Below are 23,161 nucleotides of genomic sequence, written 5' to 3' on the forward strand. Positions count from 1 at the left end.
TCGCAGAGGTCCCTATGTTCACGGCAACAGAGGCAGTCCCGGTAGCAAAAGTGGTGGCAGGAAATAAGCGTTACCCCGGCGTCGTTGCGCTGGATAACGTTAACTTCACGCTCAATAAAGGCGAAGTTCGTGCGCTGTTAGGTAAAAACGGCGCGGGCAAATCGACTCTCATTCGAATGCTTACCGGCAGTGAACGCCCGGATAGCGGTGATATCTGGATTGGCGAGACGCGACTGGAAGGTGACGAAGCTACGTTGACTCGCCGTGCCGCTGAACTGGGGGTTCGTGCGGTTTATCAGGAGTTAAGTCTGGTGGAAGGGCTGACGGTGGCGGAAAACCTCTGCCTCGGTCAGTGGCCCCGCCGCAACGGCATGATCGATTACCTGCAAATGGCGCAGGATGCCCAACGTTGCTTACAGGCGCTGGGCGTTGACGTTAGTCCTGAACAACTTGTTTCAACGCTAAGCCCGGCGCAAAAGCAACTGGTGGAAATTGCACGGGTGATGAAGGGCGAGCCGCGCGTGGTCATTCTTGATGAACCTACGAGTTCGCTTGCCAGTGCGGAAGTTGAACTGGTGATCAGCGCGGTGAAAAAGATGTCGGCACTGGGCGTGGCGGTGATTTATGTCAGCCACCGGATGGAAGAAATTCGCCGCATTGCCTCCTGTGCCACCGTTATGCGCGATGGTCAGGTGGCGGGCGATGTGATGCTCGAAAACACCTCCACGCATCATATTGTGTCGCTAATGCTAGGGCGCGATCACGTTGATATTGCGCCGGTAGCCCCTCAGGAAATTGTCGATCAGGCCGTGCTGGAAGTCCGTGCATTACGCCATAAGCCCAAGCTGGAGGATATCAGCTTTACGTTACGTCGCGGCGAAGTGCTTGGCATTGCTGGCCTGCTGGGGGCAGGGCGCAGTGAATTGCTGAAGGCGATTGTTGGGCTGGAGGAGTATGAACAGGGCGAAATTGTTATCAACGGCGAGAAAATCACGCGCCCCGATTACGGCGACATGCTGAAACGCGGCATTGGCTATACGCCAGAAAACCGCAAAGAAGCGGGGATCATTCCCTGGTTGGGCGTTGACGAAAATACAGTGCTGACCAATCGGCAAAAAATCAGCGCCAACGGCGTACTGCAATGGTCCACCATCCGCCGCCTGACCGAAGAGGTGATGCAGCGGATGACGGTCAAGGCCGCCAGTAGCGAAACGCCCATCGGCACGCTTTCTGGCGGCAATCAGCAAAAAGTGGTGATCGGTCGTTGGGTCTATGCCGCCAGCCAGATTTTGTTGCTCGACGAGCCAACGCGCGGCGTCGATATCGAAGCCAAACAGCAGATTTACCGTATTGTCCGTGAGCTGGCTGCCGAAGGAAAAAGCGTGGTGTTTATCTCCAGTGAAGTGGAGGAGTTGCCGCTGGTGTGCGACCGCATCCTGTTGTTACAGCACGGTACGTTCTCGCAGGAGTTTCACTCGCCGGTCAATGTGGATGAGCTGATGTCCGCCATTCTGTCTGTGCACTGATGAATTTTACCGAGGAACCTGAAGATGTCTGCTTCGTCATTATCATTGCCGCAGGGCAAGAGCGTCTCGCTCAAACAATTTGTCAGTCGCCATATTAATGAGATCGGTTTGCTGGTGGTAATCGCCATTCTTTATCTGGTCTTCTCCCTGAATGCGCCTGGCTTTATCTCATTGAATAACCAGATGAACGTGCTGCGCGATGCCGCCACCATTGGGATTGCCGCCTGGGCGATGACGCTGATTATTATCTCCGGTGAAATTGATGTCAGCGTTGGGCCGATGGTGGCTTTTGTCTCGGTGTGCCTGGCATTTTTGCTGCAATTTGAAGTTCCGCTGGCGGTGGCGTGTCTGCTGGTGTTGCTGTTAGGCGCGCTGATGGGAACGCTGGCCGGGGTGCTGCGCGGCGTGTTTAACGTACCAAGTTTCGTTGCCACACTGGGGCTGTGGAGCGCCCTGCGCGGAATGGGGCTGTTTATGACGAACGCACTGCCAGTGCCGATTGACGAAAACGAGGTGCTGGACTGGCTGGGCGGACAATTTCTCGGTGTGCCGGTATCCGCGCTGATCATGATTGTGTTGTTTGCGCTGTTTGTGTTCATCAGCCGCAAAACCGCCTTCGGGCGCTCGGTTTTTGCCGTTGGCGGTAATGCTACGGCGGCGCAGTTGTGCGGCATCAACGTTCGTCGGGTGCGCATTCTTATCTTTACCCTTTCGGGATTATTAGCGGCGGTGACCGGCATTTTGTTGGCGGCGCGCCTCGGTTCTGGTAACGCAGGTGCCGCAAACGGTCTGGAGTTTGACGTCATCGCCGCGGTCGTGGTCGGCGGTACGGCACTTTCCGGCGGTCGCGGTTCCCTGTTCGGTACATTGCTTGGTGTGCTGGTGATTACGCTAATCGGTAACGGTCTGGTGCTGCTCGGTATTAACTCCTTTTTCCAGCAGGTGGTACGCGGCGTCATCATCGTGGTGGCGGTGCTGGCGAATATCTTGCTGACCCAGCGAAGCAGTAAAGCGAAACGCTAAACCTTAACGCCCCTGGCGCGGGTGCGGCAGAGATGAAAATTAATCGTATTGTTAATGAGGGATTTATGAAAACGATGCTGGCAGCTTATTTACCAGGAAATTCAACCGTCGATCTGCGGGAAGTTGCGGTGCCGACGCCGGGGATTAACCAGGTACTGATCAAAATGAAATCCTCCGGGATTTGCGGAAGCGATGTCCACTATATCTATCATCAACACCGTGCCACGGCGGCGGCACCCGATAAACCGTTATACCAGGGATTTATCAACGGTCATGAACCGTGCGGGCAGATTGTGGCGATGGGGCAAGGCTGCCGCCATTTTAAAGAGGGCGACCGCGTGCTGGTGTATCACATTTCTGGCTGTGGTTTTTGCCCGAACTGCCGCCGCGGCTTTCCTATCTCTTGTACTGGCAAAGGAAAAGCGGCTTACGGCTGGCAGCGTGACGGCGGTCATGCCGAATATCTGCTGGCGGAAGAAAAAGATCTGATCCTCCTGCCGGATGCGCTGAGCTACGAAGATGGTGCGTTTATCAGTTGCGGCGTTGGCACGGCCTATGAAGGGATTTTGCGCGGCGAAGTTTCCGGCAGCGATAACGTGCTGGTGGTCGGTCTGGGGCCGGTCGGTATGATGGCGATGATGCTGGCGAAAGGTCGCGGTGCAAAACGGATCATCGGCGTTGATATGCTGCCGGAACGTCTGGCGATGGCAAAACAGTTAGGGGTGATGGATCACGGCTATTTAGCAACCACCGAAGGTCTGCCGCAGATTATCGCCGAACTCACCCACGGTGGCGCGGATGTTGCGCTCGATTGTTCTGGTAATGCCGCAGGTCGCTTGCTGGCACTGCAATCCACCGCTGACTGGGGACGGGTGGTTTACATTGGTGAAACCGGAAAAGTGGAATTCGAGGTCAGCGCCGATCTGATGCACCATCAACGGCGGATTATCGGCTCCTGGGTGACCAGTCTGTTCCATATGGAAAAATGCGCCCACGATTTGACTGACTGGAAGCTGTGGCCGCGTAACGCCATTACCCATCGCTTCTCGCTGGAACAGGCAGGTGATGCCTATGCGCTGATGGCGAGCGGCAAATGCGGGAAAGTTGTGATTAACTTCCCGGATTAAGGAGTTAGCGGATGACCATCTATACCTTATCCCACGGGGCGCTAAAGCTGGACGTTTCTGACCAGGGCGGCGTAATCGAAGGCTTCTGGCGCGATACGACGCCGCTCTTACGTCCTGGTAAAAAAAGCGGTGTGGCAACCGATGCCTCATGTTTTCCGCTGGTGCCATTTGCAAACCGGGTGAGCGGCAATCGTTTTGTCTGGCAGGGGCGTGAGTATCAACTGCAACCGAATGTTGAGTGGGATGCGCACTATCTACACGGCGATGGCTGGCTGGGCGAGTGGCAATGTGTCTCGCACAGCGATGATAGTTTGTGTCTGGTGTATGAACATCGCAGCGGTGTCTATCACTATCGGGTAAGTCAGGCGTTTCATTTAACGGCGGATACGCTGACGGTGACGCTCTCTGTCACCAATCAAGGGGCAGAGACGCTGCCATTTGGTACCGGCTGGCATCCTTATTTTCCGTTGTCGCCGCAAACGCGGATTCAGGCACAGGCGAGCGGTTACTGGCTGGAGCGGGAGCAGTGGCTGGCGGGTGAGTTTTGCGAGCAGCTACCGCAGGAACTGGATTTTAACCAGCCCGCGCCGTTGCCGCGCCAGTGGGTGAATAATGGTTTTGCCGGATGGAATGGTCAGGCCCGCATCGAGCAGCCGCAGGAGGGTTATGCCATCATCATGGAAACGACGCCACCTGCACCGTGTTATTTCATCTTTGTTTCCGACCCGGCGTTTGATAAAGGATATGCGTTTGATTTCTTCTGTCTGGAACCGATGAGCCATGCGCCGGATGACCATCATCGCCCGGAAGGTGGTGATCTCATTGCGCTAGCACCAGGGGAATCAACAACCTCAGAGATGTCGTTGCGGGTTGCGTTACTGTAATTTATAAAATGCCGGATAAGGCGTTCACGCCGCATCCGGCATCTTTCCTAACGGCGATCGAGAGAAATTGCCCCCGGCCCGGTAATTGCCAATAGCAAGAACGCGCCAGCGATGCTGATATTCTTCCAAAAATTAATCATATTTGGCCCAACCGCATCGCCGGTCATATCCCAGTAATGGTGACCAATCACCGCCGTACCCAGCGTGTAGAAAATAAACAGCACCGCCAGCGGACGGGTGAAAAAGCCAAGCACAATTAATATCGCGGCGGGCACTTCCATAACTACCGCAATAATCGCTGCCAGCATCGGCATTGGCGCGCCCAACGAGGCCATATATTGGACCGTACCGTCAAAGCCCATCATTTTGGGAAAACCAAAAATAATGAAAATTAAGACCACGGCGATACGGGCAATTAATAACAAAACAGGGCGGGCAGCACCAAAATCAAAATAACGTAGTGAGTTCATAACCAATCCCTTTGCAAGATAATGTGATTTAAACGTAATACACACTCTTGCACCTCGCCACGCCCCAGGCATTGAGATATTCGCTAATTATCCTGGTTACAGTGATTTAAGCGCGATGTTCTCATCTATCAGCAGTTTCGCATCAAACGTTTTGCCGCTCTGGATCCATTTGCGGATTGGGCGAATCTCACGCCCCTGATTCAGCGTGACCGCACCGATAAGCACGCCGTTTTGCAGATTAAACCAAATCGCCTTCTGAGTTTCCGGGTTGCCACGACAAAGCCAGTCATCACCACGCATATCGCCAATAAACTGTAAGTTATCACTGTACTGATCGCTCCAGAACCACGGCGGCGGCAGTAGCGGAAGCGGTAGCCCTAATATTGCGGCAGCGGCAATTTGCGCCTGGTTATTGGCGTTTTCCCAGCTTTCGCAGCGGTGTAGTGCGCCATTATCAAGACGGGTGATTGCCACATCGCCACCGGCAAAGATCGCGGGATCGCAGGTGCGGCAAGCCTCATCAATGACAATGCCATTGGCAGTATCAAGGTTGGCTTCGCGAGCCAGTTGGTCGTTGGCGCTGATACCAATACCGTAAATCACCACATCGGCCTGAAGCGTTTCGCCACTTTGCAGCGTCAGTTCTACTTTTTCACCATCGACCACATGTTCAATGGCATTATTGAGCAGAATGCGCACACCAGCCTGCTGATGGCGCTGTAAAAGATAGCGTTGCACGGGCGGTGGTGCATTACGGCCCATGACGGTTGCCGCCAGTTCAATCACTGTCACCTTACATCTGCGCTGCGTGGCGCTGGCAGCCAGTTCCAGACCAATAGTTCCGGCACCGACAATCACGACTGACCGTTCGGGCTGCAGAACTTCTCGCAGTCTGGCGGCATCACCGGCATGGCGCAGGGTAAAGCAGCGTTCTCCCAGTGCATCAAGCAACGGCAGCGGTCGGGCTGCCGCGCCGGTTGCCATAAACAGCTGATCCCAGTGCCAACTTTCGCCGTTGGTTAACACTAACTCTCTTGTGTCGCGGCCCAGCGATTTGATGGTTACACCGGAATGCAGATGAACATTGTTTTCCTGCCACCAGTTAGCGGGTAACACCTGCTGTAACTGCGGGGAATCCTCCAGCAACATGGATTTCGAGAGCGGGGGGCGTTCATAAGGAAGATGTTGCTCATCGGAAAACAGATGCAGCTCACCGGTGAACCCTTGCTGGCGTAGCGAGGCCGCAGCCATTGCCGCCGCTTGCCCGCCACCGACAATAATGATCGTTTTTTCTTTCATCGTGCTTCCTTAAAGAGCCAGCCCAGCCGCTACGTGGCGAATGCCGCGAATCGCTAAACCCGCATCAGCGTTGATCATCACACCGCTTAATGCGCGATTATTGCGCCGCGATGCCAACATCACATACGGACCCGTAAAATCCGCCGGTTGCGGGAAAAATTGCAGCGGTAATATGGCGGCAATTTTCTCCGGCGTCAGAGACTGCATTATCGAGGTTTCACTTTGCCCGAGCGCCTGTGGGCCGCGCAGGTCGCTGGCCATACCACACGGGCCGACGCCATTCACCCGCACTTTCGGTGCCAATTCATAAGCCAGTTGGCGAATAAGTCCGGTTGCGGCATGTTTACTGGCGGTGTACAGCGGGCCACCGCCGCCGGGATACCAGGCGGCGTTTGACAGTGTGAAAATCATGCTGCCTTCACTGGCGATTAACGCCGGAGCGCAGGCTTTTGCGCCAAGCAGGTAACCGAGTACGTTGACGTTAAACAGCTCGTGGAAGCCAGTTTCGAGCGTCTCTGCGGGAGTATTAACCAGTGAGGCATTGTGATCCCAGATGCCCGCATTGCCGATAAAACAATCCAGCTTGCCAGAACGAGTCAGGATCTGATTAACCGCGCGTTGATAATCGGCATAACAGGTCACGTTACCTTCCACCACCAGAATATGTTCGCCAAATCGCTGACGCAGACTGGCGACTTTTGCCGCCGACAGTTCCAGCGTGGCAACCTGCGCGCCTTCTTCGATAAATCGCTCGACCAGCGCCAGGCCTAATCCCGATCCGCCGCCGGTAATAAAGATGGACTCGTTATGTAGATCGCTCATGGCTGCGCCTCCGGTAAGTCGATGAAAATGTCACCACCTTCAACGTGTACTGGATAAGTGGTGAGCGGATCGGTGGCGGGCAGGCATAACGCTTTCCCCGTTTTCAGGCAAAAACTGGCGGCGTGTAGCGGGCACTCCACCGTGGCGTCATCTTCCAGATACCCTTCTGACATCGACGCATTACCATGGCTGCAACGATCGTTAATGGCATAAAACTCGCCGCCCACGTTGAACAAGGCGATGACGGGCGAGGTATCTATCCGGAGAGCCTCACCCTCCGGCACATCCGCAACGGGACACGCATAAATTCGATTCATCAGAACAGTACACTCAGGTTATGGGAAGTGATCACCGCTTGATCCAGGACGATATCCCGTTCCAGCAAGCGCCAGTTGTCATCTTCCAGACGGCGAACTTTGTCGAAACGCGTTCCAACATAGAATGTTTCATCGCGCTCTTTTTGTGCCCGATAAAGTAGATAATTCACCCTCACGGCAAATACGTTTGGGATGTCGGTTTCGCTTACCTGGCAGTTGCTGATTAAGTGACGAGTGCGTGACGGCGGCTCTTCTGCCCAGGCCATGCCCGTTTCCAGACGGGCGATTCGCCGCTCCAGCTGGTCTTTGGTGTCATTAAAAATCCAGGTTGTCGGCGGCTGAACGCCTTTGCGGCGGTCGCGCGTTTGCGCGTTAACCGTGGTGCGCATGGTGTAACGAATCTCTTCGTCGAGCTGTGCCAGCCAGTCACGAAATTTCCAGTCGTCCAGTAAGCTGGCTTCGTGAAAGAGAAACTGGCTAATGCGGTGATGTAACTCCTGTGAAACTTGCGCACTCATTTCATCACCTCCTGCTGGTAAGCGGCGGTTTTATCGAGCACTTCCTGCCAGCTTTCGCTACTCAGAAGATCGGCCCAGCGTTGGTACATTCCACGAGCGGCAGTTTCTGAAAAGATATAGTTAGTAATGCCAGGAATGCCGTCGTCGCGGCGCTTTTCCTGACCAAGCCCCATTTCCAGACACAGTTTGCTGTTGCGGGCGCGGTGACCTTTCAGCAATTTCTGGATTTCACACCAGTTCTCCGAGTCATCCTGCTCGAGAAAACCAGCAGGACCAAAAGCACGAGTGGCGCTGTTTTCAAAAGCGGCTTTAACTTCATCGGAGGCGGCTTTGTCAGTAATACAGAACGCCCACACTTCAACTTGATCAGGGCCGCGCGGATGCCAGACGCGGAGTGTGGCAGTGCCGTTTAGCCATGAAAGCGTGGGGAAAATATTGTTATGACCCGCCAGGCGCAGGGCGCGAACTTCACCTAAACGTTGTTCTGCTTCGGCATAGGTTTCGCGGTAATAGCTTGAAACTGCGCCATCGACCCAGACATTAGCATCCGGTTTTTCAGTAAAGAAGAAACCGCTACCGTGACCGTCCTGACCAAATTGCAGCGCATCTTTGGCGGTTTCCCACACCGGGCGGGCGGTTTGTCCATCACCGAGGCGCTTATCGCTGCCATCATCTTTCGCCCCTAATACCTGAACGGCAGAAGCATGGCTGAACAGAGCATGATACTGGTCACTGGCGAACTGCTCTGCCGGGAATTTCCAGTTACAGTTGATCACCCACTTTTGTACGCCGCCGACAATTTCGGTGCCGCCTTCGCGACGATCCAGCATGCCATCCAGATACCAGGCAATGTCACCCAGGTAATCATGCAGGCCCGGTGCGCTGGTATCCCAGTTGCCAAAAATCAGTCCTTTATAACTCTCCACACAAGGAACTTCGTTTAGCCCCCAGTGGGATTTACACAACCCTTGTGGGTAGGCGCGAGGTTCCAGCGGTACATCGATCAACTCGCCGTTAATGCCATAAGACCAGCCGTGATACGGGCAGGTAAAGGCGCGAGTGTTGCCGCAATCTGCATAACTCACACGCATGGCCCGGTGGCGGCATTGGTTGAGAAACGCCTTGATGCTGCCGTCTTTCTGGCGCACCACGACAACTGCATCTTCTCCCATGTAGGTGTTAAAGAAATCACCGGGTTTTGGGATCTGGCTTTCGTGGGCGAGAAATAACCAGCAACGGCCGAAAATACGTTCAAGCTCCAGTTGGTAAATATCTGGGTCGGTATAAATACGCGGAGTGACCCGACCGTTTTGGGTGTCAATCAGTTGGTAAATGTTCAAATCTGAGGGTGTGGTCATATTTTTTAATCCTGAAAGATAAGATGTATTGACCTTCTATTTTTGTGCCATAAGGATGTTGCTGGTTGGTTGCTAATATGTGAAATAGTTAATTTCTACCAGCTGAGACGTTTTTTCGATAACAAGGGGAAGGTGATGGAACTACGGCATTTACGCTATTTCGTCGCAGTGGCGCAGGCACTGAACTTTACCCGTGCGGCGGAAAAACTGCATACCTCACAGCCTTCGTTAAGCAGCCAGATCCGCGATCTTGAAAACTGTGTCGGTGTTCCGTTACTGGTGAGGGATAAGCGCAAAGTCGCGTTGACGGCGGCGGGAGAATGTTTTCTCCAGGACGCGCTGGCAATCCTCGAACAAGCGGAAAATGCCAAATTACGGGCGCGGAAAATTGTTCAGGAAGACAGACAATTAACCATTGGCTTTGTGCCATCGGCGGAAGTGAATTTACTGCCAAAAGTATTACCGATGTTTCGTCTCAGACAGCCAGACACCTTGATTGAGCTGGTGAGTTTAATCACCACGCAACAGGAGGAAAAAATTCGCCGTGGTGAACTCGACGTCGGCTTAATGCGCCATCCTGTTTATAGCCCGGAGATTGATTATCTGGAGCTTTTTGACGAACCATTAGTGGTTGTGTTACCGGTTGATCACCCTTTAGCACATGAAAAAGAGATCACCGCCGCGCAACTGGATGGCGTGAATTTCGTCAGTACCGATCCGGCGTATTCCGGTTCGCTTGCGCCGATCGTTAAAGCGTGGTTTGCGCAAGAAAACAGCCAGCCAAATATCGTCCAGGTGGCAACGAATATTCTGGTGACCATGAATCTGGTGGGCATGGGGCTGGGCGTCACTTTGATACCCGGTTATATGAATAATTTTAATACCGGACAGGTTGTTTTTCGTCCCATTGCCGGAAATGTGCCTTCCATTGCTTTACTGATGGCGTGGAAGAAAGGGGAGATGAAGCCGGCATTACGCGATTTCATCGCCATTGTGCAGGAACGTTTGGCAAGCGTAACGGCATAATTACGCATTATTTTTGCAACATGCGTCGCGGATCGCAGTTTTTTAGTGCTTGTGAACTGGCGTTACAGACATCGGGAAGCAGGCTCGAATATTCTTATTTTTCAACTTGCACCAACATTCGATTAACCCCAGACTAACGCCTCCTGACGGGAGGGACTCATGGTTTTGCAATCCACGCGCTGGTTGGCGCTCGGCTATTTCACATACTTTTTTAGTTACGGCATTTTTCTACCTTTCTGGAGCGTCTGGCTTAAAGGGATTGGTTTAACGCCAGAAACCATCGGCCTGTTATTGGGGGCAGGTCTGGTTGCCCGTTTTCTCGGGAGTTTGCTCATCGCGCCCCGCGTCAGCGATCCTTCCCGCCTGATTTCCGCCTTGCGCGTGCTGGCACTGCTGACACTTCTCTTTGCTGTTGCCTTCTGGGCGGGGGCGCACGTAGCGTGGCTGATGCTGGTGATGATTGGCTTTAACCTCTTTTTCTCACCGCTGGTACCGTTGACCGATGCACTGGCGAATACGTGGCAAAAGCAGTTCCCGCTTGATTACGGCAAAGTGCGACTGTGGGGCTCGGTGGCGTTTGTCATTGGCTCGGCGCTGACGGGCAAACTGGTCACTATGTTTGATTATCGGGTGATCCTCGCGCTGTTGACGTTGGGCGTGGCATCCATGCTGCTCGGCTTTCTCATCCGTCCGACGATTCAGCCACAAGGGGCAAGCCGCCAGCAGGAGAGCACCGGTTGGTCAGCGTGGTTGGCGCTGGTTCGCCAGAACTGGCGCTTTCTGGCCTGCGTTTGTTTATTGCAGGGGGCACATGCGGCCTATTACGGTTTTAGCGCCATTTACTGGCAGGCAGCTGGCTACTCGGCCTCGGCGGTGGGGTATTTGTGGTCGCTGGGCGTGGTGGCGGAAGTCATTATCTTTGCGCTGAGTAATAAACTTTTCCGCCGTTGTAGTGCACGCGATATGCTGTTGATCTCGGCGATTTGCGGCGTAGTGCGCTGGGGCATTATGGGAGCAACTACGGCGTTGCCGTGGTTGATAGTGGTGCAAATTCTGCATTGCGGCACCTTCACGGTCTGCCACCTGGCCGCCATGCGTTATATTGCTGCTCGCCAGGGTAGCGAAGTCATCCGTTTACAGGCGGTTTACTCTGCCGTCGCGATGGGCGGCAGTATCGCTATCATGACCGTTTTCGCCGGTTTCCTGTATCAATATCTGGGCCACGGCGTGTTCTGGGTAATGGCGCTGGTGGCGCTGCCGGCAATGTTTTTGCGCCCGAAAGTTGTTCCCTCATGCTGATTCGAGCATTTTGCGGATCTGCTCCTGTTGATGTGTTGTCAGCGTCAGGTCCGTATAGATCAGCGGTGGTGAAAAGAGCGGTAATGGCATGGTATAAGGCGCAATAATCAGTGCCGCGCCACGCGGAGCGCCTGTCTGCAAAAATGCCTTTACCGACATATGCTTAATGTTGAGCGGCAGTAACGTTAGTTCGCGTAACTGCTGCTCAATCTGCGCTTCTCGCTCGCTATCATTCCCGGTCAGTAGAATAATCTGTTTTTCATGCAGATCGTTTTCCTGCATTAGCCAGGCACCGAAAATCACCGCGACCAGACCACTTTCCTCATCAGAAAGATGGACGCCGTATTCACTTTCAAATCCGGCCAGCGCCGCGCGGGTGGTGCGCACCAGGCGTGGGTACAGTCTGGCGAACTCTTCCGGCAGGGTATTATCAATACCGATGGCAAAAAAACTGCGATTTAACGCCTGGGCGAGGTGGGTATAAAGCTGATCGCATAACCCCTGTTCATCATAAAAACGAACATTTCCCAGCTCACGAAAATGGTTTACCAGACGTTTGATAGACTGACGCAATTGTCTGTCTCGCTGATGCGCATCACGCAATGGATCGGGAACCCGCAACATGGAAAAAAGTAATGCCATAAACAGTGGCTCATCAGGCGGTACAGGCTGGAGCGCCCGACGCTGCCAGTGGCGTCCAATTTCCTGCGCTACCTGAAATTCAAGGCAGGATTCCGCCCAGCGACGTTGGAGCGGATTAAACTGAGGCGTAATTCCAGCGTGGTGTTGCAGCAAACAATATTGCAGATACAGACACAGGAAATGAATATCGCGCGTTTCAAAGCGTTTTTGCAGTCGTCGGGAGCAGAGATTCACTAACGCTTGTAGATTGGTATCGTCGTAAAAGTTACGCGCAATTCCGCGCCGCTTCAGTTCACTCTTCAGGGCGGGGGTGAAATGGCTGGTAATAAATGATGGACACAGACGGAAACCACGTCGTAGCCAGTGAAATAAACACAAACGTTGGTTAAGCACTGTACCTTCAACCCGGTAGCTACCGTCATAACCAGCCGTCAGTGTGAGTTGATGATAGCGCAGGATCTCCTGTCCTGTTGCGCTGATATCAAGACTGGCAATATCATCATCCACACCATTAAGCTCGCTGAAAGTTGCCGTGGTGGCGGTCAACCCCGGCTGAAAGAGCGTCAGCAAGATCTGGCAGCGGCGCTGGGGAGCCGAAAGGACAGATGGTGGAGCAAGCGTAGGCATCATCTGTAGATCTCCCATAAGCATAATTGATAAGAATAGCTAAAGTTTGCTCAGGGAAATGGCGAAGGGAATGCTAATCATCAGAAATGTTGGCAAGCGTCACAGAATTTTTCTCATCTTAAACTGTTCTGACCAGTGGATTAGCATGTCTTAAGGTGGTTTTGTGAATGATTATCGTGCTAGCGATCATGGGTTAGTTCTGTGGATTCAACGCGCTAAGGATAAAGTCCACCATCTGTTCGCGATAAACATCGCCGTGACGATCGGAAAAAGCATCAATGTGTTCGCCATCCGGGATTAGGATCAACCGTTTTGGCTCTTTTGCCAGGCTATACAACTTTTCGCTGTGCTGCCATGGGATAACGTGATCAGCTTTACCGTGAATGAGTAAAAGCGGGATCGGGCTGACGCTGGCGATATAATTTTCGCCGCTGTAACTCTCATCAAGTAAGTAGCCACTGCCGGGGATCATCTGGTTGGCGATGGTTGCATAAGAGGCAAATGTGGAGTCGAGGATCACCGCACGTATGCCTTCACGATCACCCTGACCAATAACAGCAAGAATATTCGCCCCGCCAATACTCTGCCCGAACAGCACCAGCCGTTGTGGGTTTACATCACTGCGATGGCGCACCACATTGATGGCGCTTTGCGTATCGTCCAGCAATCCGGCCTGGGACGGCGTGCCTTTTGATTTACCAAACCCGCGATAATCAAACATAAAAACGTTGAAATTACGCTCGGGTAACCAACTGACCAGCGGCCAGTGGGCGGACATATTTCCGGCATTGCCGTGAGCATGAATGATGGTTGCGATGGCGTTGTCAGCAGGGCCCGTCGAAGAAGGAATAAACCAGCCTTGCAGACGAGTACCGTCCTTAGCCGTAAATTCGACGGATTCCGCCGACCAGGGGTCGGGACCGTAAATTTTATCGTCAGGATAATAGAAGAAGTTGATGGCAACGCGCGGCACTAAATAAACGCAGAAGGCAACAACAAAGAGAATAAATAGAATTTTGGGAACGCGTTTGTTCACTGGCAGTGCCATAACCTTTCCTTGCGACTTCTTTATCATCCATTAATCGGGGAAAGATGGTGGGAGAGTGACGAAAGAAAGTAAAGCGGTGAGGAAGTATTTCAGAATAGCGCCTGAAAGGCGAGGGCGGGTGAGTGACATCACCCGCCTGAGTCATTAACGCTTCAGAGCGTCGCTTAACTCGTCACGCATGTTCGCCAGCATGGCTTTCACAACACGTGGGTTACCAGCAACGATGTTACCGGTCAGCATATAGTTATGACCACCGGTGAAGTCGCTGACGATGCCGCCCGCTTCACGAACCAGCAGCTCGCCTGCCGCGAAATCCCACGGACGCAGACCGATTTCAAAGAAACCGTCAACACGACCCGCAGCGACGTAAGCCAGATCCAGCGCCGCAGAACCGGTACGACGGAAGTCTGCACATTCGTTGAACAGTTTGCCGACGATGTTGATGTAGGTAGTGGCGTACTGTTTTGCTTTGAACGGGAAGCCGGTCGCCAGAATGGTACCGTCGAGATCGCGAGCGGTGCTACCGCGCAGACGGTAGCCGTTCAGCTGTGCGCCCTGACCGCGAGTGGCGGTGAACAGTTCGTTACGCATAGGATCGTATACCACAGCAACTTCGGTGCGGCCTTTGATACGAACGGCGATAGATACCGCGAAGTGCGGCAGACGTTTGATAAAGTTGGTAGTACCATCCAGTGGATCGATAACCCATTGAACATCCTGATCAGTACCTTCAAGTTCACCGCTTTCTTCGGTGATGATGGTGTGCTGTGGGTAAGATTTACGAATCGTGTCGATAATCACCGCTTCGGCAGCTTTATCTACGTTGGTCACGAAATCGTTACTGCCTTTCTGGCTCGCTTCTACAGCGTCCGGGGTTTCATAGTTTTTGGCAATTAAATTACCCGCCTTGCGCGCTGCGCGCACGGCGATGTTCAGCATCGGATGCATCGGTCTCTCTCACTGGATGTTAAAGAACGGGAAAACGGCGCAGAGTATAGCAGCGAGATCGGCATCTGTCTTCGTTTTATGATAAGATGCGTGAATAATCTTTAGATGAAGAAAGACAATGCTGCAAAATATTCGAATTGTGCTGGTGGAGACGTCACACACCGGCAATATGGGTTCTGTTGCCCGTGCCATGAAAACAATGGGATTAACCAATCTGTGGCTGGTTAATCCACTGGTGAAACCCGACTCCCAGGCGATTGCCCTGGCAGCAGGGGCCAGCGATGTGATTGGTAATGCTCACATCGTCGATACGCTCGACGAAGCGTTAGCCGGTTGTAGCCTGGTGGTGGGCACCAGCGCACGCTCCCGCACGCTGCCATGGCCGATGCTCGACCCGCGCGAATGCGGCCTGAAAAGCGTCGCTGAAGCGGCAAATACCCCGGTGGCGCTGGTGTTTGGTCGCGAGCGCGTCGGCTTGACCAATGAAGAGTTGCAGAAATGCCATTATCATGTCGCGATTGCGGCTAACCCGGAATACAGCTCGCTGAACCTGGCGATGGCGGTTCAGGTTATTGCCTATGAAGTGCGCATGGCCTGGCTGGCAACTCAGGAAAACGGCGAGCAGGTCGAGCATGAAGAGACGCCGTATCCGCTGGTCGATGATCTGGAGCGTTTTTATGGTCATCTGGAACAAACGCTGCTGGCAACCGGTTTTATCCGTGAAAACCATCCGGGGCAGGTGATGAATAAATTGCGCCGTCTGTTTACCCGTGCGCGCCCGGAAAGCCAGGAATTGAATATCCTGCGCGGGATTCTGGCTTCTATTGAGCAGCAGAATAAAGGTAATAAGGCCTGAGGGCTAAGCCAGATAAATGCACGGACGGTCCCCTCGCCCCTTCGGGGAGAGGGTTAGGGTGAGGGGAAGAGGCCAGCGCTAATGCGAATAATTGCCCTCAACCCGCCCATGGTCTGGAAGGACAACAGGTACAAACGCCACGATAAAAAAATGGCACTGAAGGTTAAATACCCGACTAAATCAGTCAAGTAAATAGTTGACCAATTTACTCGGGAATGTCAGACTTGACCCTGCTATGCAATACCCCCACTTTTACAATAAAAAACCCCGGGCAGGGGCGAGTTTGAGGTGAAGTAAGACATGAGACTGACATCTAAAGGGCGCTATGCCGTGACCGCAATGCTTGACGTTGCGCTCAACTCTGAAGCGGGCCCGGTACCGTTGGCTGATATTTCCGAACGTCAGGGAATTTCCCTTTCTTATCTGGAACAACTGTTTTCCCGTCTGCGTAAAAATGGTCTGGTTTCCAGCGTACGTGGACCAGGCGGTGGTTATCTGTTAGGCAAAGATGCCAGCAGCATCGCCGTTGGCGAAGTGATTAGCGCCGTTGACGAATCTGTAGATGCCACCCGTTGTCAGGGTAAAGGCGGCTGCCAGGGCGGCGATAAATGCCTGACCCACGCGCTGTGGCGTGATTTGAGCGACCGTCTCACCGGTTTTCTCAACAACATTACTTTAGGCGAACTGGTTAATAACCAGGAAGTGCTGGATGTGTCTGGTCGTCAGCATACTCACGACGCGCCACGCACCCGCATACAAGACGCGATCGACGTTAAGTTACGCGCTTAATAAAAAGAATTCAGAATCAGGCCGGGGCGTATCGCGCTCCGTAAACACGGTCGTACATCCAGCCGGTAGCCTGGTTCCTTGCATTGAGTGATGTACGGAGTTTATAGAGCAATGAAATTACCGATTTATCTCGACTACTCCGCAACCACGCCGGTGGACCCGCGTGTTGCCGAGAAAATGATGCAGTTCATGACGATGGACGGAACCTTTGGTAACCCGGCCTCTCGTTCTCACCGTTTCGGCTGGCAGGCTGAAGAAGCGGTAGATATCGCCCGTAATCAGATTGCCGATCTGGTCGGCGCTGATCCGCGTGAAATCGTCTTTACCTCTGGTGCAACCGAATCTGACAACCTGGCGATCAAAGGTGCAGCCAACTTTTATCAGAAAAAAGGCAAGCACATCATCACCAGCAAAACCGAACACAAAGCGGTACTGGATACCTGCCGTCAGCTGGAGCGCGAAGGTTTTGAAGTCACCTACCTGGCACCGCAGCGTAACGGCATTATCGACCTGAAAGAACTTGAAGCAGCGATGCGTGACGACACCATCCTTGTTTCCATCATGCACGTAAATAACGAAATCGGCGTGGTGCAGGATATCGCGGCTATCGGCGAAATGTGCCGTGCTCGTGGCATTATCTATCACGTTGATGCAACCCAGAGCGTGGGCAAACTGCCTATCGACCTGAGCCAGTTGAAAGTTGACCTGATGTCTTTCTCCGGTCACAAAATCTATGGCCCGAAAGGTATCGGTGCGCTGTATGTACGTCGTAAACCGCGCGTACGCATCGAAGCGCAAATGCACGGCGGCGGTCACGAGCGCGGTATGCGTTCCGGCACTCTGCCTGTTCACCAGATCGTCGGAATGGGCGAGGCCTATCGCATCGCAAAAGAAGAGATGGCGACCGAGATGGAACGTCTGCGCGGCCTGCGTAACCGTCTGTGGAACGGCATCAAAGATATCGAAGAAGTTTACCTGAACGGTGACCTGGAACACGGTGCGCCGAACATTCTCAACGTCAGCTTCAACTACGTTGAAGGTGAGTCGCTGATTATGGCGCTGAAAGACCTCGCAGTTTCTTCAGGTTCCGCCTGTACGTCAGCAAGCCTCGAACCGTCCTACGTGCTGCGCGCGCTGGGGCTGAACGACGAGCTGGCACATAGCTCTATCCGTTTCTCTTTAGGTCGTTTTACTACTGAAGAAGAGATCGACTACACCATCGAGTTAGTTCGTAAATCCATCGGTCGTCTGCGTGACCTTTCTCCGCTGTGGGAAATGTACAAGCAGGGCGTGGATCTGAACAGCATCGAATGGGCTCATCATTAATCGGTATCGGAATCAGGAGAATTTATAATGGCTTACAGCGAAAAAGTTATCGACCATTACGAGAATCCGCGTAACGTGGGTTCCTTTGACAACAACGACGAGAACGTCGGCAGCGGCATGGTGGGTGCACCGGCCTGTGGCGACGTGATGAAGTTGCAGATTAAAGTCAACGATGAAGGTATCATTGAAGACGCGCGTTTTAAAACTTACGGCTGCGGTTCTGCTATCGCTTCCAGCTCCCTGGTCACCGAATGGGTGAAAGGGAAGTCTCTCGACGAAGCGCAGGCGATCAAAAATACCGATATTGCTGAAGAACTTGAACTGCCGCCGGTGAAAATTCACTGTTCTATTCTGGCAGAAGACGCGATCAAAGCCGCCATTGCGGACTATAAAAGCAAACGTGAAGCAAAATAAGAGTTGAGGTTTGGTTATGTCGATTACACTGAGCGACAGTGCAGCAGCGCGAGTAAATACCTTTCTGGCTAACCGCGGCAAAGGGTTTGGCCTGCGTCTGGGCGTGAGAACCTCCGGATGTTCAGGTATGGCTTATGTACTGGAATTTGTTGACGAACCGACGCCGGAAGACATCGTGTTTGAAGACAAAGGCGTGAAAGTCGTGGTCGATGGCAAAAGCCTGCAATTTCTGGACGGTACGCAGCTGGACTTCGTAAAAGAAGGCCTGAATGAAGGGTTTAAATTCACCAACCCGAACGTTAAAGATGAGTGTGGTTGCGGCGAAAGCTTCCACGTTTGATGCGCATACCGATAACCCCACCGTGGTCGCCTGCGCGTGGGGTTTGTTTTACCTGATTCGCCGTTATCGCGGCGGATCGCAGCCCTGAGAATGTTATGGATTACTTCACCCTCTTTGGCTTGCCTGCCCGTTATCAACTCGATACCCAGGCGCTGAGCCTGCGTTTTCAGGATCTACAACGTCAGTATCATCCTGATAAATTCGCCAGCGGAAGCCAGGCGGAACAACTCGCCGCCGTACAGCAATCTGCAACCATTAACCAGGCCTGGCAAACGCTGCGTCATCCGTTAATGCGCGCGGAATATTTGCTTTCTTTACACGGTTTTGATCTCGCCAGCGAGCAGCATACTGTGCGCGACACCGCGTTCCTGATGGAACAGTTGGAGCTGCGCGAAGAGCTGGACGAGATCGAACAGGCGAAAGATGAAGCGCGGCTGGAAAGCTTTATCAAACGTGTGAAAAAGATGTTTGATACCCGCCATCAGTTGATGGTTGAACAGTTAGACAACGAGGCGTGGGACGCGGCGGCGGATACCGTGCGTAAGCTGCGTTTTCTCGATAAACTGCGGAGCAGTGCCGAACAACTCGAAGAAAAACTGCTCGATTTTTAATTTCTGGAAGCTAAACATGGCCTTATTACAAATTAGTGAACCTGGTTTGAGTGCTGCGCCGCATCAGCGTCGTCTGGCGGCTGGTATTGACCTGGGCACAACCAACTCGCTGGTGGCGACAGTGCGCAGCGGTCAGGCCGAAACGTTAGCCGACCATGAAGGCCGTCACCTGCTGCCATCTGTTGTTCACTATCAACAGCAAGGGCATTCGGTGGGTTATGACGCGCGTACTAACGCAGCGCTTGATACCGCCAACACCATTAGTTCTGTTAAACGCCTGATGGGGCGCTCGCTGGCTGATATCCAGCAACGCTATCCGCATCTGCCTTATCAATTCCAGGCCAGCGAAAACGGCCTGCCGATGATTGAAACGGCGGCGGGGCTGCTGAACCCGGTGCGCGTTTCTGCGGACATCCTCAAAGCACTGGCGGCGCGGGCAACTGAAGCCCTGGCAGGCGAGCTGGATGGTGTAGTTATCACCGTTCCGGCGTACTTTGACGATGCCCAGCGTCAGGGCACCAAAGACGCGGCGCGTCTGGCGGGGTTGCATGTTCTGCGCTTACTTAACGAACCGACCGCTGCGGCTATCGCCTACGGGCTGGATTCCGGTCAGGAAGGCGTGATCGCTGTTTATGACCTCGGTGGCGGGACGTTTGATATTTCCATTCTGCGCTTAAGTCGCGGCGTGTTTGAAGTGCTGGCAACCGGCGGTGATTCCGCGCTCGGCGGCGATGATTTCGACCATCTGCTGGCGGATTACATTCGCGAGCAGGCGGGCATTCCTGATCGTAGCGATAACCGCGTTCAGCGTGAACTGCTGGATGCCGCCATTGCAGCCAAAATCGCGCTGAGCGATGCGGACTCCGTGACCGTTAACGTTGCGGGCTGGCAGGGCGAAATCAGCCGTGAACAATTCAATGAACTGATCGCGCCACTGGTAAAACGAACCTTACTGGCTTGTCGTCGCGCGCTGAAAGACGCGGGTGTAGAAGCTGATGAAGTGCTGGAAGTGGTGATGGTGGGCGGTTCTACTCGCGTGCCGCTGGTGCGTGAACGGGTAGGCGAATTTTTCGGTCGTCCACCGCTGACTTCCATCGACCCGGATAAAGTCGTCGCTATTGGCGCGGCGATTCAGGCGGATATTCTGGTGGGTAACAAGCCAGACAGCGAAATGCTGCTGCTTGATGTGATCCCACTGTCGCTGGGCCTCGAAACGATGGGCGGCCTGGTGGAGAAAGTGATTCCGCGTAATACCACTATTCCGGTGGCCCGCGCTCAGGATTTCACCACCTTTAAAGATGGTCAGACGGCGATGTCTATCCATGTAATGCAGGGTGAGCGCGAACTGGTGCAGGACTGCCGCTCACTGGCGCGTTTTGCGCTGCGTGGTATTCCGGCGCTACCGGCTGGTGGTGCGCATATTCGCGTGACGTTCCAGGTCGATGCCGACGGTCTTTTGAGCGTGACGGCGATGGAGAAATCCACCGGCGTTGAGGCGTCTATTCAGGTCAAACCGTCTTACGGTCTGACCGATAGCGAAATCGCTTCGATGATCAAAGACTCAATGAGCTATGCCGAGCAGGACGTAAAAGCCCGAATGCTGGCAGAACAAAAAGTAGAAGCGGCGCGTGTGCTGGAAAGTCTGCACGGCGCGCTGGCTGCTGATGCCGCGCTGTTAAGCGCCGCAGAACGTCAGGTCATTGACGATGCTGCCGCTCACCTGAGTGAAGTGGCGCAGGGCGATGACGTTGACGCCATCGAACAAGCGATTAAAAACGTAGACAAACAAACCCAGGATTTCGCCGCTCGCCGCATGGACCAGTCGGTTCGTCGTGCGCTGAAAGGCCATTCCGTGGACGAGGTTTAATATGCCAAAGATTGTTATTTTGCCTCATCAGGATCTCTGCCCTGATGGCGCTGTTCTGGAAGCTAATAGCGGTGAAACCATTCTCGACGCAGCTCTGCGTAACGGTATCGAGATTGAACACGCCTGTGAAAAATCCTGTGCTTGCACCACCTGCCACTGCATCGTTCGTGAAGGTTTTGACTCGCTGCCGGAAAGCTCAGAGCAGGAAGACGACATGCTGGACAAAGCCTGGGGACTGGAGCCGGAAAGCCGTTTAAGCTGCCAGGCGCGCGTCACCGACGAAGATTTAGTGGTCGAAATCCCGCGTTACACTATCAACCATGCGCGTGAGCATTAACAGAGGTTAGTATGGGACTTAAATGGACCGATAGCCGCGAAATTGGCGAAGCACTGTACGATGCGTATCCCGATCTTGATCCGAAAACGGTTCGATTCACCGATATGCATCAGTGGATTTGCGATCTGGAAGATTTCGACGACGACCCGCAGGCATCCAACGAGAAAATCCTCGAAGCGATTTTGTTAGTCTGGCTGGACGAGGCCGAATAATTTCCGCGTCATGCTTCACGCCGCAGATGCGTTGGCTGCGCTCGTTCACCCCAGTCACATAGTTATCTATGCTCCTGGGGCTTCACTCACTTGCCGCCTTCCTGCAACGCGAATCATTTAGCGGAAAAATCCTGGGGCTGCCAACTGGCGGCCCTTTTACAAAGAAGGATAACTAAAATGACAGAAGCGATGAAGATTACCCTCTCTACCCAACCTGCCGACGCGCGCTGGGGAGAAAAAGCAATTTACAGCATTAATAATGACGGCATTACCCTGCATTTGAACGGGGCAGACGATCTGGGGCTGATCCAGCGTGCGGCGCGCAAGATTGACGGTCTGGGCATCAAGCATGTTCAGTTAAGCGGTGAAGGCTGGGATGCGGATCGCTGCTGGGCATTCTGGCAAGGTTACAAAGCCCCGAAAGGCACGCGTAAAGTGGAGTGGCCGGATCTGGACGATGCCCAGCGCCAGGAACTGGATAACCGCCTGATGATCATCGACTGGGTGCGTGACACCATCAACGCACCGGCAGAAGAATTGGGACCATCGCAACTGGCACAGCGTGCTGTTGATCTGATCAGCAACGTCGCGGGCGATCGTGTGACTTATCGGATCACCAAAGGCGAAGATCTGCGTGAGCAAGGTTATATGGGGCTGCACACCGTCGGGCGCGGTTCAGAACGTTCTCCGGTATTGCTGGCGCTGGATTACAACCCAACTGGCGATAAAGAAGCACCGGTGTACGCGTGCCTGGTAGGTAAAGGTATCACTTTTGACTCCGGCGGCTACAGCATCAAACAGACTGCGTTTATGGACTCGATGAAGTCGGACATGGGCGGCGCGGCAACGGTTACCGGGGCGCTGGCATTTGCCATTACGCGCGGACTGAACAAGCGCGTGAAGCTGTTCCTCTGCTGTGCGGATAACCTGATTAGCGGCAATGCGTTCAAGCTGGGCGATATCATCACCTATCGCAACGGTAAAAAAGTTGAAGTGATGAACACTGATGCCGAAGGGCGTCTGGTGCTTGCCGATGGTCTGATTGATGCCAGTGCGCAGAAACCGGAAATGATCATTGATGCGGCGACCCTCACCGGGGCGGCGAAAACTGCGCTGGGTAATGATTATCACGCGCTGTTCAGTTTTGACGATGCGCTTGCCGGTCGTTTGCTGGCGAGTGCCTCACAAGAGAACGAACCATTCTGGCGTCTGCCGCTGGCGGAATTCCACCGCAGCCAGCTGCCGTCTAACTTTGCCGAACTGAACAATACCGGAAGCGCGGCGTATCCGGCAGGCGCGAGCACGGCGGCGGGCTTCCTGTCGCACTTTGTTGAGAACTATCAGCAAGGCTGGCTGCATATCGACTGCTCGGCGACTTACCGTAAAGCGCCGGTTGAACAGTGGTCTGCGGGCGCTACGGGACTTGGTGTGCGCACGATAGCTAATCTGTTAACGGCGTAAACTAATATGCCGGA

25 protein-coding genes are annotated in these 23,161 nt (G+C 53.7%); 16 read left to right on the plus strand and 9 right to left on the minus strand.

Annotation, left to right across the window (positions count from 1 at the left end; translation table 11 throughout):
* Positions 1-14 precede the first annotated feature (14 nt).
* The 4 genes from E0D98_RS01270 to E0D98_RS01285 are packed head-to-tail and all read left to right on the plus strand — an operon-like array spanning position 15 to position 4,560.
* Entirely contained in the window at positions 15-1,526 is a 1,512-nt protein-coding gene (locus E0D98_RS01270; RefSeq protein WP_000493471.1) for a sugar ABC transporter ATP-binding protein, read from the plus strand.
* A 24-nt stretch (positions 1,527-1,550) separates the two neighbouring features.
* Positions 1,551-2,549: an ABC transporter permease gene (locus E0D98_RS01275; RefSeq protein WP_001276691.1), complete on the plus strand. Its 999-nt coding sequence runs from the start codon at positions 1,551-1,553 to the stop codon at positions 2,547-2,549.
* 32 nt (positions 2,550-2,581) lie between these two features.
* Entirely contained in the window at positions 2,582-3,676 is a 1,095-nt protein-coding gene (locus tag E0D98_RS01280; RefSeq protein WP_000700809.1) for a zinc-binding dehydrogenase, read from the plus strand.
* Positions 3,677-3,687: 11 nt separating this feature from the next.
* The gene (locus E0D98_RS01285) at positions 3,688-4,560 is read left to right on the plus strand and encodes an aldose 1-epimerase (RefSeq protein WP_000158495.1); all 873 of its coding nucleotides are present in this window, start codon (positions 3,688-3,690) and stop codon (positions 4,558-4,560) included.
* Between the two features lie 47 nt (positions 4,561-4,607).
* Here the strand turns inward: E0D98_RS01285 and E0D98_RS01290 are convergent, their stop codons facing one another.
* From E0D98_RS01290 to hcaE, 6 genes are all read right to left on the minus strand, one after another.
* Complete coding sequence (locus E0D98_RS01290; protein ID WP_001087249.1) at positions 4,608-5,030, minus strand: DoxX family protein; 423 nt, start codon at positions 5,028-5,030, stop codon at positions 4,608-4,610.
* Positions 5,031-5,126: 96 nt separating this feature from the next.
* Complete coding sequence (hcaD, locus tag E0D98_RS01295; protein WP_000660754.1) at positions 5,127-6,329, minus strand: phenylpropionate dioxygenase ferredoxin reductase subunit; 1,203 nt, start codon at positions 6,327-6,329, stop codon at positions 5,127-5,129.
* A gap of 9 nt (positions 6,330-6,338) precedes the next feature.
* The gene (hcaB, locus tag E0D98_RS01300; protein WP_050877160.1) at positions 6,339-7,151 is read right to left on the minus strand and encodes a 3-phenylpropionate-dihydrodiol/cinnamic acid-dihydrodiol dehydrogenase; all 813 of its coding nucleotides are present in this window, start codon (positions 7,149-7,151) and stop codon (positions 6,339-6,341) included.
* Complete coding sequence (locus E0D98_RS01305; RefSeq protein ID WP_001080102.1) at positions 7,148-7,468, minus strand: bifunctional 3-phenylpropionate/cinnamic acid dioxygenase ferredoxin subunit; 321 nt, start codon at positions 7,466-7,468, stop codon at positions 7,148-7,150. Before E0D98_RS01305 ends, hcaB begins: the two co-directional genes overlap by 4 nt.
* Positions 7,468-7,986 (minus strand): 3-phenylpropionate/cinnamic acid dioxygenase subunit beta, encoded by a 519-nt coding sequence (gene hcaF, locus E0D98_RS01310; RefSeq protein ID WP_001276088.1) that lies wholly within the window; start codon positions 7,984-7,986, stop codon positions 7,468-7,470. Before hcaF ends, E0D98_RS01305 begins: the two co-directional genes overlap by 1 nt.
* A complete protein-coding gene (gene hcaE, locus E0D98_RS01315) occupies positions 7,983-9,344 on the minus strand; it encodes a 3-phenylpropionate/cinnamic acid dioxygenase subunit alpha (RefSeq protein ID WP_000211165.1) in 1,362 nt (453 codons plus the stop codon). Before hcaE ends, hcaF begins: the two co-directional genes overlap by 4 nt.
* A 135-nt stretch (positions 9,345-9,479) precedes the next feature.
* On the opposite strand from hcaE, the gene hcaR reads away from it, so the two are divergent.
* Complete coding sequence (hcaR, locus tag E0D98_RS01320; RefSeq protein WP_000423257.1) at positions 9,480-10,370, plus strand: DNA-binding transcriptional regulator HcaR; 891 nt, start codon at positions 9,480-9,482, stop codon at positions 10,368-10,370.
* A gap of 159 nt (positions 10,371-10,529) precedes the next feature.
* Positions 10,530-11,669, plus strand: coding sequence for a 3-phenylpropionate MFS transporter (locus E0D98_RS01325; RefSeq protein ID WP_000244193.1), 1,140 nt, complete (start codon positions 10,530-10,532; stop codon positions 11,667-11,669).
* On the opposite strand, the gene csiE is transcribed toward E0D98_RS01325, so the two are convergent.
* From csiE to suhB, 3 genes are all read right to left on the minus strand, one after another.
* Positions 11,661-12,941, minus strand: a complete 1,281-nt coding sequence (gene csiE / locus E0D98_RS01330) for a stationary phase inducible protein CsiE (protein WP_000983004.1) — start codon at positions 12,939-12,941, stop codon at positions 11,661-11,663. The two genes, E0D98_RS01325 and csiE, sit on opposite strands and share 9 nt — an antisense overlap.
* A 190-nt stretch (positions 12,942-13,131) precedes the next feature.
* Positions 13,132-13,986, minus strand: coding sequence for an alpha/beta hydrolase (locus E0D98_RS01335; protein ID WP_001299515.1), 855 nt, complete (start codon positions 13,984-13,986; stop codon positions 13,132-13,134).
* Positions 13,987-14,130: 144 nt separating this feature from the next.
* Positions 14,131-14,934 (minus strand): inositol-1-monophosphatase, encoded by an 804-nt coding sequence (gene suhB / locus E0D98_RS01340; RefSeq protein WP_000553451.1) that lies wholly within the window; start codon positions 14,932-14,934, stop codon positions 14,131-14,133.
* Positions 14,935-15,052: 118 nt separating this feature from the next.
* On the opposite strand from suhB, the gene trmJ reads away from it, so the two are divergent.
* The 10 genes from trmJ to pepB all read left to right on the plus strand — a co-directional run bounded on the left by trmJ (position 15,053) and on the right by pepB (position 23,147).
* Positions 15,053-15,790 (plus strand): tRNA (cytosine(32)/uridine(32)-2'-O)-methyltransferase TrmJ, encoded by a 738-nt coding sequence (trmJ, locus tag E0D98_RS01345; protein WP_000940018.1) that lies wholly within the window; start codon positions 15,053-15,055, stop codon positions 15,788-15,790.
* A gap of 300 nt (positions 15,791-16,090) precedes the next feature.
* Positions 16,091-16,579 carry a Fe-S cluster assembly transcriptional regulator IscR gene (gene iscR / locus E0D98_RS01350; protein ID WP_001241356.1) on the plus strand — a complete coding sequence of 163 codons (489 nt, stop codon included), beginning with the start codon at positions 16,091-16,093 and terminating at the stop codon, positions 16,577-16,579.
* A gap of 111 nt (positions 16,580-16,690) precedes the next feature.
* Complete coding sequence (iscS, locus tag E0D98_RS01355) at positions 16,691-17,905, plus strand: cysteine desulfurase (RefSeq protein ID WP_001295373.1); 1,215 nt, start codon at positions 16,691-16,693, stop codon at positions 17,903-17,905.
* A gap of 27 nt (positions 17,906-17,932) precedes the next feature.
* Complete coding sequence (iscU, locus tag E0D98_RS01360) at positions 17,933-18,319, plus strand: Fe-S cluster assembly scaffold IscU (RefSeq protein ID WP_000331707.1); 387 nt, start codon at positions 17,933-17,935, stop codon at positions 18,317-18,319.
* Between the two features lie 16 nt (positions 18,320-18,335).
* The gene (iscA, locus tag E0D98_RS01365) at positions 18,336-18,659 is read left to right on the plus strand and encodes an iron-sulfur cluster assembly protein IscA (protein ID WP_000028953.1); all 324 of its coding nucleotides are present in this window, start codon (positions 18,336-18,338) and stop codon (positions 18,657-18,659) included.
* A gap of 95 nt (positions 18,660-18,754) precedes the next feature.
* On the plus strand, positions 18,755-19,270 hold the full coding sequence (hscB, locus tag E0D98_RS01370; RefSeq protein ID WP_000384411.1) for a co-chaperone HscB: 516 nt from the start codon (positions 18,755-18,757) through the stop codon (positions 19,268-19,270).
* A gap of 16 nt (positions 19,271-19,286) precedes the next feature.
* Positions 19,287-21,137: a Fe-S protein assembly chaperone HscA gene (gene hscA, locus E0D98_RS01375; protein ID WP_001196613.1), complete on the plus strand. Its 1,851-nt coding sequence runs from the start codon at positions 19,287-19,289 to the stop codon at positions 21,135-21,137.
* Position 21,138: 1 nt separating this feature from the next.
* Positions 21,139-21,474: an ISC system 2Fe-2S type ferredoxin gene (gene fdx, locus E0D98_RS01380; protein WP_001124469.1), complete on the plus strand. Its 336-nt coding sequence runs from the start codon at positions 21,139-21,141 to the stop codon at positions 21,472-21,474.
* Positions 21,475-21,485: 11 nt separating this feature from the next.
* Positions 21,486-21,686, plus strand: coding sequence for a Fe-S cluster assembly protein IscX (gene iscX, locus E0D98_RS01385; protein ID WP_000523616.1), 201 nt, complete (start codon positions 21,486-21,488; stop codon positions 21,684-21,686).
* A 177-nt stretch (positions 21,687-21,863) separates the two neighbouring features.
* Positions 21,864-23,147 carry an aminopeptidase PepB gene (gene pepB / locus E0D98_RS01390; protein WP_047086726.1) on the plus strand — a complete coding sequence of 428 codons (1,284 nt, stop codon included), beginning with the start codon at positions 21,864-21,866 and terminating at the stop codon, positions 23,145-23,147.
* Positions 23,148-23,161 lie beyond the last annotated feature (14 nt).

It is taken from the genome of Escherichia sp. KCJ4928 (assembly GCF_004352695.1).
Classification (GTDB): domain Bacteria; phylum Pseudomonadota; class Gammaproteobacteria; order Enterobacterales; family Enterobacteriaceae; genus ECMA0423.